Genomic DNA, 13,348 nt, shown 5'->3' with positions numbered 1-13,348 from the left:
TCGGCCACGGGTGGTTCCGCGCGCCTGTTCGGGGCACGAACCGTAACAATGGTCGGGCAGCCAACCGCAGGACGCAGTGAAGGAGACGTGGATGCCGCACGAGCGTGCCGGGACTCAGGCCAGGCCGGACGACCTGGTGGACGTACCCCGCCTGATCACCGCCTACTACGCCCTGCACCCGGACCCCGGCGAGCCGGCCCAGCGGGTGGCGTTCGGCACCTCGGGCCACCGCGGCTCGTCGCTGGCGACCGCGTTCAACGAGGACCACATCGCCGCCACCAGCCAGGCGATCTGCGACTACCGGTCGCGGCAGGGCACCGACGGGCCGCTGTACCTCGGCGCCGACACCCACGCCCTGTCAGAGCCCGCGCGGGTCACCGCGCTCGAGGTGTTCGCCGCCAACGACGTCACCGTGCTGATCGACGAGAACGACGGCTACACCCCGACCCCGGCCGTCTCGCACGCCATCCTGGCCTACAACAAGGGCCGCACCGGCGGGCTCGCGGACGGCGTGGTCGTCACCCCCTCGCACAACCCGCCGCCGGACGGCGGCTTCAAGTACAACCCGCCCAGCGGCGGCCCCGCCGGGTCCGAGGCCACCGGCTGGATCCAGGACCGGGCCAACGAGCTGATCGCAGGCCGGCTCGCGGACGTACGCCGGATCCCCTACGCGCGGGCGCTGGCCGCCGACACCACCGGCCGCTACGACTTCCTCGGCCGGTACGTGGACGACCTGTCCTCGGTGCTCGACCTGGAGACCGTCCGGCGGGCCGGCGTGACGATCGGCGCGGACCCGCTGGGCGGCGCCTCGGTGGCCTACTGGGGCCGGATCGCCGAATGGCACGGCCTTGACCTGACGGTGGTCAACCCGGTCGCCGACCCCACCTGGCGGTTCATGACGCTGGACTGGGACGGCAAGATCAGGATGGACTGCTCCTCGCCGTACGCGATGGCCTCGCTGATCGCCCGCAAGGACGAGTACCAGGTCGCCACCGGCAACGACGCGGACGCCGACCGGCACGGGATCGTCACCCCCGACGGCGGGCTGATGAACCCCAACCACTACCTCGCGGTGGCCATCTCCTACCTGTCCAGGCACCGCGAGCAGTGGCGGCCCGACCTGGCGATCGGCAAGACGATGGTGTCGTCCTCGATGATCGACAAGGTGGTCGCCGACCTCGGCCGGCCGCTGACCGAGGTGCCGGTCGGCTTCAAGTGGTTCGTGGACGGGCTGCTCGGCGGCAGCCTCGCCTTCGGCGGCGAGGAGTCGGCCGGCGCGTCCTTCCTGCGCCGCGACGGCGGGGTGTGGACCACCGACAAGGACGGCATCCTGCTCGCGCTGCTGGCCGCCGAGATCACCGCGGTGACCGGCCGCACGCCCTCCGAGCACTACGCGGACCTCACCGGCCGGTTCGGCGCGCCCTCGTACGCCCGGATCGACGCGCCCGCCGACCGCAAGCAGAAGGCGGTGCTCGCCAAGCTCTCGCCGAAGCAGATGCACGCCAAGGAGCTGGCCGGCGAGAAGGTCACCTCCATCCTCACCGAGGCCCCCGGCAACGGCGCGGCCCTCGGCGGTATCAAGGTCAGCACCGACAACGCGTGGTTCGCCGCGCGCCCGTCGGGCACCGAGGACGTGTACAAGGTCTACGCCGAGTCCTACCTCGGCGACGCCCACCTGGCCCAGGTCCAGGAGGAGGCCCAGTCGCTGGTGAACCACGCCCTGCACGCCTGAGCCCCGCGCCCTGACGGGGCGCTCCTTTCCGGGAGCGCCCCGATCCGGCAGGGGTCAGGCGAGTTGGGCGGCCTGGAGGCCGGCGTAGGCACCCCCGCTGCGGAGCAGCTCCGCGTGCGAGCCGACCTCGGCGATCCTGCCCTCGTCCAGGACGACGATCCGGTCCGCGTTGCGGATGGTGGACAGCCGGTGGGCCACCACGAAGACCGTCCGGCCGCGGACGAGCCGGGTCAGCGCCTGCTGGACCAGCGCCTCACTGCGCGAGTCGAGCGATGACGTGGCCTCGTCCAGGATCAGCACCCGCGGGTCGCGGATCAGCGCCCGGGCGATGGCAAGCCGCTGCTTCTGGCCGCCGGAGAGCCTGGCGCCCCGCTCGCCGACCACGGTGTCCAGGCCGTGCGGCAGCCGGTCGATGAACTCCAGCGCGTTGGCGTCCCGCAGCGCCGCCCGCACCCGCTCCTCGGGCACGTCGGTCATGCCGTAGATGACGTTCTCCCGGATGCTGCCCTCGAACAGGATCGACTCCTGCGGGACGACGGACAGCCAGCTGCGGTAGTCCCGCAGGTCCAGCGTCTCCATGTCCACGCCGTCGAGCAGGATGCTGCCCTCGGTCGGCCGCAGGAAGCCGATCACCAGGTTGAGCACCGTCGACTTGCCCGCACCCGAGCCGCCGACCAGCGCGATCGTCTCGCCGGGGCGGACGTCCAGGTCGAAGCCGTCCACGGACGGGCGGTCCGTCTCGGGGTAGGTGTGGCCGACCCCGCGGAACTCGAACCGGCCCACCACACCGGACACCTGGGACTTGCCGGCGTTCTGCTCCAGGTCGGGGGCTTGCAGCACCTCGCCGATGGAGCGGACCGACTCGAGGCCCTTGCCGATCTGCGGGGTGAGGGTCAGCAGGGTGGTGACCGACGCGGTCAGGCTGGAGAAGTACGCGCTGAGCATCACCACCGTGCCGGGGGTGACGTTCAGCCAGCCGTAGTACGCCACCAGCGCGGAGCCGGACAGGCAGGCCACACCGATCGCGTTGAGCAGGATCCAGGCGATCGAGCCGAACCAGCCGTTGAGCCGGTCCAGCCGCAGCCCGGCGTGCAGCACCTCGCCGAGCGTGCGGTCCACCCGGTGCAGCGCGGTGTCCTCCAGGCCGTGCGCCCGGGTGATCGGGATCAGCGTCGTCATCTCGCCGACCCGCGAGGACAGCTGCTCCACCTGCTGGCGGAAGGACTCGTTGCGCTCACGCAGCCGCTGCCTGAGCCTGACCACCAGCACCGCGGAGGCCGGCACCACGATCAGATAGACCGGCAGGAAGGCCGGCGCCCGGATGCCGATCACCACCAGGCCGCCGGTCAGGGTCGCGGTGGCGGCCAGGCCGTTGTCCGCGGTCTGCTGGGCCGCGGTCTCGATGCTCTCGACGTCCCTGATCACCTTGGCCTGCAGCACCCCGGCGCTGACCCGGGTGTGGTAGCCGATGGACAGCTGCTGCATGCGCTGGCACAGCGCCGTGCGCAGCCGGGTGCCGGTGCGCCGGATCGAGCCCTGCATGCAGCGCACATAGGCCAGGTGCAGCGGCAGGTTGAGGACCAGGATCACCAGCAGGACGGCGGAGTTCCACCACAGGACGGATATCGGGCGGTGCTGCACCACGACGTCCACGACGTTCGCGGTGATCAGCGGGAGCAGCCAGACCGGGGTGTGCTTGCAGAAGAAGGCGGCCACGGCGAGCGCGACCCGCCTCCGGTCGGGCTGAAAGAGGTAGAGAAGGGTACGGACGGGATGTTCGCCGCGATAGCGGTGACTGAGCGTGCCTTGCGGCAACGCCATTGCGGGCTCCTCGGAATCACGTCTTCGCCGTGGGTAAAAGGGCGCGCCGAACGACACCCCGGCGCGGAGGTGCCGATGTGTTCATGTGCGCGCACATACCTTACGGCCGGCACCGGCCGGGGCGCCCGGGAGTTTTTCCCGGCCCGCGCCGCCCCGGCCGGCCGCCGGTCACATCACGACGACCGATCGCAGCACGTCACCGGAGCGCATCCGGTCGAACGCGGCCTCGACCTCGTCCAGCGCGATCGTCTCGCTGACGAACGCGCCGAGGTCGAGCCGCCCTTGCAGATGCAGGTCGATCAGCATCGGGAAGTCCCGCGACGGCAGGCAGTCCCCGTACCAGGACGACTTGAGGGAGCCGCCGCGGCCGAACACGTCGAGCAGCGGCAGTTCGAGCTGCATCTCCGGCGTCGGCACCCCGACGAGCACCACAGTGCCGGCCAGGTCGCGGGCGTAGAACGCCTGCCGGTAGGTCTCCGGCCGGCCCACCGCCTCGATCACCACATCGGCCCCGTTGCCACCGGTCAGCTCGCGGATCGCCGCCACCGGGTCGGTGCTGCGGGAGTTGACGGTGTGGGTGGCGCCGAGCGCCGAGGCGGTGGCCAGCTTGCGGTCGTCCAGGTCCACCGCGATGATCCGGGCCGCGCCGGCCAGCCGGGCGCCGGCGACCGCCGCGTTGCCGACGCCGCCGCAGCCGATCACCGCGACCGAGTCGCCGCGCCCGACCCCGCCGGTGTTGATGGCCGCGCCGATGCCGGCCATCACCCCGCAGCCGAGCAGCCCGGCCACCGAGGCCGACACCGACGGGTCGACCTTGGTGCACTGGCCGGCCGCGACCAGGGTTTTCTCCGCGAACGCCCCGATGCCGAGGGCCGGCGACAGCTCCGTCCGCGCGCTGTCGGCCAGCGTCATCTTCTGCGTGGCGTTGTGGGTGTCGAAGCAGTACCACGGGCGCCCCCTGCGGCAGGCCCGGCAGCGTCCGCACACCGCGCGCCAGTTGAGGATGACGAAGTCGCCGGGCGCCACCTCGGTCACGTCAGGACCGACCTCCTCGACCACTCCCGCGGCCTCATGGCCGAGCAGGAACGGGAAGTCGTCGTTGATACCGCCCTCGCGATAGTGCAGGTCGGTGTGGCAGACCCCGCACGCCTGGACCCTGACCACCGCCTCGCCGGGTCCCGGGTCGGGAACGATCACCGTCTCCACCCGCACCGGCTGACCCTTGCCCGGTGCGATCACGCCGCGGACTTCCTGTGCCATCCTCACGCCTCCTTCGCCGACTTCCGCTGCTGACGATAGGCGCAGGCAGCGCTCGCCGTCAGTCAGCCGCGGCCGGGGCGGAACCTGCGGTAGAGCAGCACGCCGCCGCCGAGCAGGGCCGCGCTCGACCCGGCCGCGTAGCCCAGGCCGTCGGCGCCGGTATGCGCGAGGGTGGGCGCGGCCGCCGGGACACCGCTGGTGGCCGGGTTCGGCGGGGCCGGGATCGGGGCGTGGGCCGGCGGCGCCGGGACCGGGGCCGGGGTGGCGGGCGGCGCCGGGGTGTCGCCGTTGACCGCGGTGTTGCCGAAGGCCGGGTTGCCGATGCCGACCACGTTGAGCGAGTTGCCCGAGACGTTCACCGGCAGGTGCAGCGGCAGCTGGAGGTCGTTGCCCGACAGCAGGCCGGGGGAGCCGGCGCTGCGGCCCGCCGCGTGCGCGCCGCCGCCTGACTGCGACTCGCTGCCGGCCGCCCGGTCGGTGGACGCCTGGCCGGCGGCGTGGCCGGCGGATCCGGCGAGCTGCGACTCGTCGGCGGCGGGCCCCGCGTGCCGGGCCGGGCGGGCACCGGTCGACGCCCGGTGCGCGGTGAAGGCCGCCGCCGAGGATGTGTTGCCCGCGGTGGCACCGGAGGCGGCGCCGCCCGACTGGTTCGCGCACACGTTGCCCATCACCGGGTTGAGCAGGCCGACCACGCTGATCGTGTTCCCGCACACGTTGACCGGGACGTTCACCGGCACCTGCACCGAGTTGCCCGACAGGACTCCGGGCGAGCCGGCGGTGTCGCCCTCGGCGGCCGAGTCAGCCTGTGCGTAGCCGACCGAGGCCAGCACACCGCCGGCGACCATCGCGGTGACAAGTCCCTTTCGGGCGACGTTGTTCATATGATTGATTCCTGCCTTCCGGAAAATCACCACGGACAGCGTGCCCGCACCATGGACAACGCTCGACAGGGCCAATCAGGTCATGGCAAGGGGCTTTTTCATCCCAACGGGTGACCGGGCGCCAACTGCGCTCCCGGAGCCCGGAAATGGCCCCTGAGCAGCACTTTCCCGGGAAATTCCGGGCACGTGCCGACGGGAAACTATGAATTACCCATGAACGTTCCGGAAGGACCGGAAGGGAATCGCAGATGCCCGGTGAATACTCCCGGGGTACTTCGCGCCGGTCCGACCGGGCGGACCGGCGCCATCTGAGCGGGTGTCAACTTCCGGTGCCCGCGGCAACCGCGGCGGGTCCTGATGTCAGGCCGCCGAGGCGATGTGCTCGCGCGCCGCGGCCAGCGCGGAGCCGATCTCCCGGGTCCCCGTGGAGACGCACAGGGTGTAGGACACGTCGGCCAGCTGCCGGTGGATCTCCGGGTCGGCCTCGACGGTCATGCGGCCGGCGGCGCCCTTGCCGTCGGTGTCCACCGCGGGCGCGGTGTGTGAGCTCAGTGATTCGTAACGTGCCACCAGGTTCCGCAATACGGTCGGGTGGGCCATCAGCATCGTTGTACTCCTCGGTGTTCGGCGAACTCGCAGCGCGTCTGCCCGGAATCGGCGTGAGCATGCGTGATACACGGGGAGTGTCACGTAGGTCTCACTCGCGGCCGCTTCAGGAAGAAGAGTGGGGGGCGGGTGAGAAGCCGATGCCGTCGCTGCCGTCGGCTGCCGCCCGCTCCACCATACGTCGGGAATTCGCCAGTGAGGCCGGTCTGTGTCGGGACTCACCTGTTTCCGCCGGGAGTTGGCACACCGTCAGCCCGCCGGACACGCGGCGGGCCCGCCCCCGTCAGGTAAGGGGGCGGGCCCGCCGTCAGGTGCGCCGGTGCCGGTCGCGGCGCGATGCCGCGGCTGGTGCTCCGGCTGCCGCCGTCAGTCGATACTGCGCAGGATGTGCGTCTCCGACAGGTCGTCCTCGTAGCCGGCCAGCCGGATCGGAGCGCAGCGCGCCCACGTGTCCAGCGGGCGCTCCTCGTCGCGCCGCACCGCGACCGTGTCGCCCGGCTCGGCTGCCTCGTCCTTGTGCTTGCCCTGGTCTGCTGACACCGCGCACTCCTTAGCGTCGAGTGGCCGAGTTCGCCTGACGCGGCCATGCCCGCGCGTCGGGCGCCCGGCTGGATTCCTTCTTCGGGCGGTGCGGACGCGGTGGCGCCTTGTGACTGTGACCGGAACCGCGGCCTAGTCGGCGACTCGTTCCGGGACGGGCTCGGGGGCCGGGTAAACGGTCGTGAAGCCTGCTCGTCCCGGTCAGCGTATGCCGCCCCGACCCCCGCCACCAGCCGGTTTACCGGTCACTGAGCCGAACGGGTCCATTCGAGCGCGTGTACGGGGCGGTGGACCCGGCCACCGGCGGCCGAGGGCACCGTTGCTACCCTTCGACGTGCTCAACAGCGAGAAGGACCGGAACGCCAGGCCCGGGCCGCCGGCGCCCCCGATACCCGGCAAGGCGCCGGCCCGGCGCACTTCCGGGCTGCTCGCCGACATCAGCCCGCTGCGCGAGCACCCGGACTTCCGCCGGCTGTGGTTCGGCAACACCGTGTCGTACATCGGCCAGCAGATGACGGCCATGGCCGTCTCGCTCCAGGTCTACGCGATCACCGGTTCCAGCTTCTACGTCGGCCTGGTCGGCCTGTGCTCGCTCGTTCCGCTGATCGTCTTCGGGCTCTACGGCGGGGCCGTCGCCGACGCCGTGGACCGGCGCAGGCTGGGCCTGGTCACCGCCGCCGGGCTGACCGTCCTGTCGGTGGCGCTGGCCGCCGTGGCGGTGGTCCACCTGCGGTCGGTCGGCGTGCTCTACGCGATCGTCGCGCTCCAGGCGGTGTGCTTCGCGATGAACTCGCCGGCCCGCTCCTCGATGATCCCGCGGCTGCTGCCGCCCGGGCAGCTCCCCGCGGCCAACGCGCTCGCCTCACTGGCGGGCGGCGTCGGGCAGATGGCCGGCCCGATGCTCGGCGCGGTGCTGGTCGGCCTGTGGGGGTACCAGGCCGCCTACATCATCGACGCCGTCGCGTTCACCGCCTCGCTCTACGCGATGTGGCGGCTGCCGGCGATGCTGCCCGGCGAGGGCGACGGTGCCGTACGGCGGCGGCCCTCGGTCATCGAGGGCCTGCGCTATCTGGCCGCCCGGCCCAACCTGCGCACCACGTTCATCTCCGACCTGGCCGCGATGGTGCTGGCGCAGCCGCGGGTGCTCTTCCCGGCGGTCGCCGGGCTGTGGTTCGGCGGCGACACCAGCACGGTGGGCCTGCTGGCGGCCGCGCCCGCGGTCGGGGCGCTGCTCGGCAGCGTGTTCTCCGGCTGGCTCGGCCGGGTGAAGCGGCAGGGCATGGCCGTCCTGTTCGCCGTCGGCTCCTGGGGCGCCGCCATCGCCGTCTTCGGCCTGACCCGCAACCTCTGGCTCGCCCTGGTCTTCCTCGCGCTGGCCGGCTGCGCGGACACGATCTCGATGGTCTTCCGCAACACGATGCTCCAGTCCGCGGCCCCGGACGACATGCGCGGACGCCTCCAGGGCGTCTTCCTGGTCGTGGTGGTCGGCGGCCCCCGCCTCGGCGACTTCCTGTCCGGCTCGGTGGCCGACGCGTTCACCCCGACGGTGGCGGTCGTCGGCGGCGGCCTGGCGTGCATCGCGGCGATCGCCCTGATCGCGCTGTTCCAGCGCAGTTTCATCAGCTACGACTCGCGCCGACCGGTGGCGTGATCCCGGCGCGGCCGCGCCTGTTCGACGAGGCGGGGCGGGCCGGTCCGGGCAGGCGCGCGCGGTCGGGTGGCATGGTCCGGCCGGTGGCCTGTGACTCGCGCTCTCCCCGGTGCCTGACGGGCTGCTGCGCGGCAGGGTCAGTTCGGCAGGTATTCGTCCGCCAGGGTGAGGACCGCCTCGGCCAGGGGGCGTTGTGCCGGGTCGGAGGCTGTGGCGGCCTCGGCGAGCACCTGGATGTCGGCGGACCATCGGGTGGTGGGGCGCGCGGGGGAGCCGACTCGGGTCAGGGCGCGTTCGAGCAGGCAGAGTGCGAGGTCGGGGCGGTCGCGGCGCAATGCCTTTACCGCGGCGACGGCGTTGGCCAGGGCGCTGGCAGCGGGGGACCACGGGTCGGTGGCCCCCGGGTCGGGCACGCCCGCCGCGCCCGGCGGCTCCGCGTGGACCTCCAGGTCGAGCCGCCAGAACAGCGGTTGCCCGCTGAAGGCGGCGAACAGCAGCCGCTGCCCGGCGGCCGCCGCGAGATCCGGGTCCGACCGCAGCGACATCAGCGCCCCGACCCGTTCAAGCGCCGCCCGCGTGCCCTCCACGCACTCGCGAAACCGCCCGGCGGGCACCGTCCACTCGACGTCGATGTCGCTGTACGGGTCGGCCGTCCCCGCCGCGAGCGACCCGCGCAGCCGCGCCCGCGACCCCGGGCACGCGGCCTCAAGCGAGGCCCGCACCTCGTCGGCGAGAGCGGCCCTCCGGGCCGGGTCGAGGACCGTACGGCCGGGCTCGGACCCGAACCGGGGCGCGCCGCTCCCGCCGGTGCCGTCACTCACCGGGGCGTCGCCTCCGCCTCGGACACGTACACCCACTGGCCGTCCTCCCGGGTGAAGCGGCTGTTCTCGTGCTGCTCGCCGGGCCGGCCGTCGTGGGTGAAGTGCGCGCGGAACTCCACCGTGCCGTCGGTGTGGAAGGCGGTGCCGCCGGTGGTGGCGAGGATGTCGAGGCCGGTCCAGCGCACGTCCGCGTCCAACCGCAGCTCGCGCGGGCGGGTCGCGGCGGACCAGGTGCGCAGCAGGTAGCCGGCGTCCTGGACGGCGAAGGCGCTGTAGCGCGACCGCATCAACTGCTCGGCGCTCGCCGCCCCGGCCGCGCCGCTGTGCAGCCGGCCGCAGCAGTCGCCGTACGGCCGCCCGGTCCCGCACGGGCAGCCGGCGGTCGGCGGGGGAGCGGCGGCCGGTCGGCGCGCGGTTCGTCTGGCCATCCCCCGATTGTGCCGCGCACCCGCCGCGGCGCCGAACCCGCCCCGGGGCGGGCGAAGGCGAACGGGGCCCAGCCTGCGCGGCTGGAGTCAGTGGGGGTCCGACCCCGGGGCGGGCGGGCCCTGGCCTTGTACGGCCGGGGTTGACGTCCCGCCCCGCCCGCCGGAGGCAACCGGCCGCCCGCCTCGGCCGCCCGGGCTCAACGGGGTCCGACCCCGGGGCGGGCGGGAGGTGGGCGGGGTCCCGCGGAAGGCCGTGAGCGCCCGCCATTCGCAGCAACCTTGGTTTTATGCCGCCGTGAACGGAAATGCGCTGAGCACCCGGGGTCGCCGCGCGCGCGGAACCGGTACACCGACGGAAGGAACCACCGTGAGTACGGCGCCCGATCAGTCAGCAGACCCGTCAGCCCAGGTCGCGGTCACGCTCGACGACTGTGCCAAGGAGGACGCGGCCACGGTCCTCGGCACCCTGCACGCCAGCTTTTCCTCCGACCGCTCGCCGGACGACCTGCCCGCCGACTCGGGTGACGGCAGCCCGATGGTGTGGACCGCGACCTTCGACGTGTCCCGCACGCTCGGCCTGCCGGGCCCGGCCCGGCTCACCGCCCCCGTGGACCTCACCGCCCAGGGCGGCTACCGCGCCGTGGACCGGCTGCGGGAGGGCCTCGCGGAGGCGTTCAGCGTCAAGGTGACCGGCACCGCCGCCGGCGACCAGGAGCAGGAGGCCCGGCTGCGGCTGGACAACCAGTGACGCGATGAGCCGGCGCCGGCCGGCCCGCGCACCGCGTTTCACCTCCTGCCCCCGGGACAGACGCTGCCCGTGGCATCGGAGTGCCCCGCGGTGGCGTGTCCGCCGCGGGAGCGCGCCAGGGCCCGGGTCTGCCGGTATACCGGGCGGAGGCCGGTGCGCGAGCGAGGAGGCGACGTCGGATGGCTCGGGGGACGGCAGCAGCCGCGGTGAACCTGCTCGCCTGGTGGGTGCTGCTCTTCGTGCTCTACCTCGTCCTGATCTCCGCCGTGTCGGCGCTCGAACTGATGGTGGGCGCCGGCTTCGCCCTGCTGGGCGCGGTCACCGCGGAGGCGGTCCGCCGCGCCGAGCACCCGCGGCCGCGGACCGGCCGCCGGCTGGCCGTCGCCGCCGCGGCCTTCCCCGGCACCCTGCTGCGGGAGACCGGGCAACTCGCCCTGGCCGTCCTGCGGACCCTGCTCCGCCGGGGCGATCCCGGCGTGCTCGTCACCATCAGGACGGCACCCGAGGTGGACGCGGCCCTGGCCGCCGCCCTGCTCTCGGCGAGCCCGGGCGCCTGCGTCATCGACATCCGCCGGGCCGCCGCCGGGCCGCCCGAAGACGGCGCCCCCGATACCGCTGATGACGCCACCACCGGGACGGCGAAGAGAGGCGAAGCCGCCCGCACACCCGCCGCGGGCCACGACCTGACGGCGCATCTGCTGCGCCCCGCCGCGTCCGCGGTCGAACGCGCCCTCGGCGGACGGCGGTTGACGTGAACGCCTGGCTGCTGGCCGCCTGTGTGCTGCTGCCCGCCGGCATGGCCCCCTGCCTGTGGCGGGCCTGCCGCGGCGGCCCCGCGCAGCGGCTCACCGGGATGGCGATGGGCGGTGTGGTCTGCGTCGCCGTCTTCCTGCTGACCGCCCGCGGCCTGCACCGTCCCTCGTACAACGACCTCGCCCTGGTGACGGCGGTGCTGGCCCCCGCCGGGACGCTGGTCTTCGCCCGGCTGCTGGCCGGCGGCGAGGGCCCGCCGCCGCGGCCCGCGGACCCCGGCCGGCAAGGACGGAGGCGTGACGAATGGACGTGACCCACGCGGTCGCGCTGGCGCTGCTGGGCTGCGGCGCCGCCGTACTGCTGCTCTCCGCGCTGGCGCTGCTGGTGCTGCCGGGGCCGTACGGCAGGCTGCACGCGCTGTCGCCTGCCGGTTCGCTCGGGGTGCCGCTGGTGACCCTGGCGCTCGCGCTCGACGCGGGCCCCGGCAGGGCGGCGGTGAAACTGCTGTTCATCGGCGCGCTGACCGCGGTGACCGGCCCCGCCCTGGCGATCGTGATCGGCCGGACCATCGCCCGCGAGACCGAGGAAGACCGCGAGGACGACGCGGCCGGCACACAGGGCGCGCGCGGCGCCGACGACGCCACGACCGACCCGATGCCCCGGGAGCGTCCCGCGTGACCGGCACCTCGGGCGCCGTCGACTTCCTGGTGGCAGCGGCGCTGGTGCTCGTGGTGATCGCGGCCACCGCCGCCGCACTGACCCGAGACCCGGCCCGGCAGGCCGTCGTCCTCTCGGTCCTCGGCCTGTGCCTCTCGCTGCTGTTCCTCGCCGCGCAGGCCCCCGACGTGGCGCTGTCGCAGCTCGCGGTGGGCAGCGCCGTGACCCCGCTGCTCATCCTGCTGACGGTCCGCAAGGTGCGACGGCTGCCGAGCGATCGTGAACGGCGCCGACCGGACCCGGAGCAGCCGTCGGAAGCGTCCGACGAACCGCACCCGCCGGGCGGTGAGCGGCCATGACCCGCAAGGTGCGGACCGTACTCTTCACTCTTCCTGGCCGCCGCCGCGGTCTTCGCCGTCGCGTTCACTCTCTCCTGCACGCAGCTGCCCAGGTTCGGCACCGCCGACCACCCCTACGGCACCCGCGCGGTCCAGGCGGCCGTCCAGCACCGCACCGCCAACGTCATCTCCGCGGTGAACTTCGACCAGCGCGCGCTCGACACCCTCGGCGAGGAGTCGATCCTGTTCGGCGCGGTGCTCGGCTCGGTCGCCCTGCTGCGCCGGGCCCGCGACGAGGACCGGGCCCGGCCGCAACCGGGCCGGGTGCTGCCCTCCACGCTGCTGCTCGGCGCCGGCCTGCTGCCGGTGACCGTCCTGGTCGGCGCCTACGTGGTGGCGCACGGCCAGCTCAGCCCCGGCGGCGGCTTCCAGGGCGGTGTCGTGCTGGCCACCGGGCTGCACCTGGCCTACGTCGCCGCCGACTACCGGGTGCTGCGCCGGGTCAGACCGCTGGCCGTCTTCTCCGCACTGGACGCGATCGGCGCCGGCGCCTTCACCGCGCTCGGCCTGGCCGGGCTGATCGCCGGCGGCGCCTACCTGCAGAACGTGCTGCCGCTGGGCACGTTCAACCAGCTCTCCTCCGCCGGCCTGGTGCCGCTGGTGAACGCGGCCGTCGGCATCGAGGTCGCCTCAGGGGTGATCGTGCTGCTGGCGCAGTTCCTCGACCAGGCCGTGGAGATCACCGGACCGGAGGACGACCCGAGATGACCGCACTGCCCTTCGTCGCCGCCGGCTGGATCTTCCTGATCGGCCTGTACGGCATGGTGACCAGCCGCAATCTGGTGCACGCCGTCGGCTCGCTCGCCGTCGCCCAGTCGTCCACCTACGTGCTGCTGATCGGCGTCGGCTTCCGGCACGGCGGCACCGCACCGGTCTTCTCCGACATCCCCGTCGGCAGCACCGTGGTCGACCCCGTGGTGCAGGCGCTGGTCCTCACCGACATCGTGGTCGGCGCGACCGTCACCGCGCTGCTGCTCAGCCTGGTGATCCAGATCAGGAAGCGGACCGGCACCGTCGACCCGGAAGCCCTCACCGAGTTGAGGGGCTGAGGC

The 13,348-nt window shown here is 73.5% G+C and carries 16 protein-coding genes; 9 read left to right on the top strand and 7 right to left on the bottom strand.

Annotated features, from left to right (window positions below; genetic code table 11):
* Window positions 1-91: 91 nt before the first annotated feature.
* On the top strand, window positions 92-1,732 hold the full coding sequence (gene pgm, locus ACQPW6_RS03655) for a phosphoglucomutase (alpha-D-glucose-1,6-bisphosphate-dependent) (protein ID WP_433888062.1): 1,641 nt from the start codon (window positions 92-94) through the stop codon (window positions 1,730-1,732).
* Window positions 1,733-1,786: 54 nt separating this feature from the next.
* Here pgm and ACQPW6_RS03650 read toward each other — a convergent pair whose 3' ends face one another.
* From ACQPW6_RS03650 to ACQPW6_RS03630, 5 genes are all read right to left on the bottom strand, one after another.
* Window positions 1,787-3,553 (bottom strand): ABC transporter ATP-binding protein, encoded by a 1,767-nt coding sequence (locus ACQPW6_RS03650; protein WP_433888061.1) that lies wholly within the window; start codon window positions 3,551-3,553, stop codon window positions 1,787-1,789.
* 168 nt (window positions 3,554-3,721) lie between these two features.
* Window positions 3,722-4,813: an S-(hydroxymethyl)mycothiol dehydrogenase gene (locus tag ACQPW6_RS03645; protein WP_433888060.1), complete on the bottom strand. Its 1,092-nt coding sequence runs from the start codon at window positions 4,811-4,813 to the stop codon at window positions 3,722-3,724.
* Window positions 4,814-4,875: 62 nt separating this feature from the next.
* Window positions 4,876-5,694: a chaplin gene (locus tag ACQPW6_RS03640; RefSeq protein ID WP_433888059.1), complete on the bottom strand. Its 819-nt coding sequence runs from the start codon at window positions 5,692-5,694 to the stop codon at window positions 4,876-4,878.
* A gap of 360 nt (window positions 5,695-6,054) precedes the next feature.
* Window positions 6,055-6,300, bottom strand: a complete 246-nt coding sequence (locus ACQPW6_RS03635; protein ID WP_433888058.1) for a DUF5133 domain-containing protein — start codon at window positions 6,298-6,300, stop codon at window positions 6,055-6,057.
* A 366-nt stretch (window positions 6,301-6,666) separates the two neighbouring features.
* Window positions 6,667-6,840 (bottom strand): hypothetical protein, encoded by a 174-nt coding sequence (locus tag ACQPW6_RS03630; protein ID WP_433888057.1) that lies wholly within the window; start codon window positions 6,838-6,840, stop codon window positions 6,667-6,669.
* Window positions 6,841-7,228: 388 nt separating this feature from the next.
* Here ACQPW6_RS03630 and ACQPW6_RS03625 point away from each other — a divergent pair, with 388 nt between their 5' ends.
* Window positions 7,229-8,491, top strand: coding sequence for an MFS transporter (locus tag ACQPW6_RS03625; RefSeq protein ID WP_433894409.1), 1,263 nt, complete (start codon window positions 7,229-7,231; stop codon window positions 8,489-8,491).
* A gap of 137 nt (window positions 8,492-8,628) precedes the next feature.
* On the opposite strand, the gene ACQPW6_RS03620 is transcribed toward ACQPW6_RS03625, so the two are convergent.
* Window positions 8,629-9,312, bottom strand: coding sequence for a hypothetical protein (locus ACQPW6_RS03620; RefSeq protein WP_433888056.1), 684 nt, complete (start codon window positions 9,310-9,312; stop codon window positions 8,629-8,631).
* Window positions 9,309-9,740 (bottom strand): YchJ family protein, encoded by a 432-nt coding sequence (locus ACQPW6_RS03615; protein WP_433888055.1) that lies wholly within the window; start codon window positions 9,738-9,740, stop codon window positions 9,309-9,311. Before ACQPW6_RS03615 ends, ACQPW6_RS03620 begins: the two co-directional genes overlap by 4 nt.
* A 367-nt stretch (window positions 9,741-10,107) precedes the next feature.
* Between ACQPW6_RS03615 and ACQPW6_RS03610 the strand changes: the two genes are divergently transcribed.
* From ACQPW6_RS03610 to ACQPW6_RS03580, 7 genes are all read left to right on the top strand, one after another.
* Window positions 10,108-10,488 (top strand): hypothetical protein, encoded by a 381-nt coding sequence (locus ACQPW6_RS03610; RefSeq protein WP_433888054.1) that lies wholly within the window; start codon window positions 10,108-10,110, stop codon window positions 10,486-10,488.
* Between the two features lie 179 nt (window positions 10,489-10,667).
* Window positions 10,668-11,243 (top strand): hypothetical protein, encoded by a 576-nt coding sequence (locus ACQPW6_RS03605; RefSeq protein ID WP_433888053.1) that lies wholly within the window; start codon window positions 10,668-10,670, stop codon window positions 11,241-11,243.
* Window positions 11,240-11,554 carry a monovalent cation/H+ antiporter complex subunit F gene (locus tag ACQPW6_RS03600; protein WP_433888052.1) on the top strand — a complete coding sequence of 105 codons (315 nt, stop codon included), beginning with the start codon at window positions 11,240-11,242 and terminating at the stop codon, window positions 11,552-11,554. The genes ACQPW6_RS03605 and ACQPW6_RS03600 overlap by 4 nt, the downstream gene beginning before the upstream one ends.
* Window positions 11,545-11,919 (top strand): cation:proton antiporter, encoded by a 375-nt coding sequence (locus tag ACQPW6_RS03595; RefSeq protein WP_433888051.1) that lies wholly within the window; start codon window positions 11,545-11,547, stop codon window positions 11,917-11,919. Before ACQPW6_RS03600 ends, ACQPW6_RS03595 begins: the two co-directional genes overlap by 10 nt.
* Window positions 11,916-12,257: a Na(+)/H(+) antiporter subunit B gene (locus ACQPW6_RS03590; protein WP_433888050.1), complete on the top strand. Its 342-nt coding sequence runs from the start codon at window positions 11,916-11,918 to the stop codon at window positions 12,255-12,257. The genes ACQPW6_RS03595 and ACQPW6_RS03590 overlap by 4 nt, the downstream gene beginning before the upstream one ends.
* 33 nt (window positions 12,258-12,290) lie before the next feature.
* A complete protein-coding gene (locus tag ACQPW6_RS03585; RefSeq protein ID WP_433894408.1) occupies window positions 12,291-13,004 on the top strand; it encodes an MnhB domain-containing protein in 714 nt (237 codons plus the stop codon).
* On the top strand, window positions 13,001-13,345 hold the full coding sequence (locus tag ACQPW6_RS03580; protein ID WP_433888049.1) for a sodium:proton antiporter: 345 nt from the start codon (window positions 13,001-13,003) through the stop codon (window positions 13,343-13,345). The genes ACQPW6_RS03585 and ACQPW6_RS03580 overlap by 4 nt, the downstream gene beginning before the upstream one ends.
* The last annotated feature ends 3 nt before the right edge of the window (window positions 13,346-13,348 follow it).

This window comes from Streptomyces sp. CA-111067, assembly GCF_050956065.1.
Classification (GTDB): Bacteria; Actinomycetota; Actinomycetes; order Streptomycetales; family Streptomycetaceae; genus Actinacidiphila.
Note: the sequence above shows the minus strand (reverse complement) of the source record. Positions and strands in the feature narration are given on the sequence as shown.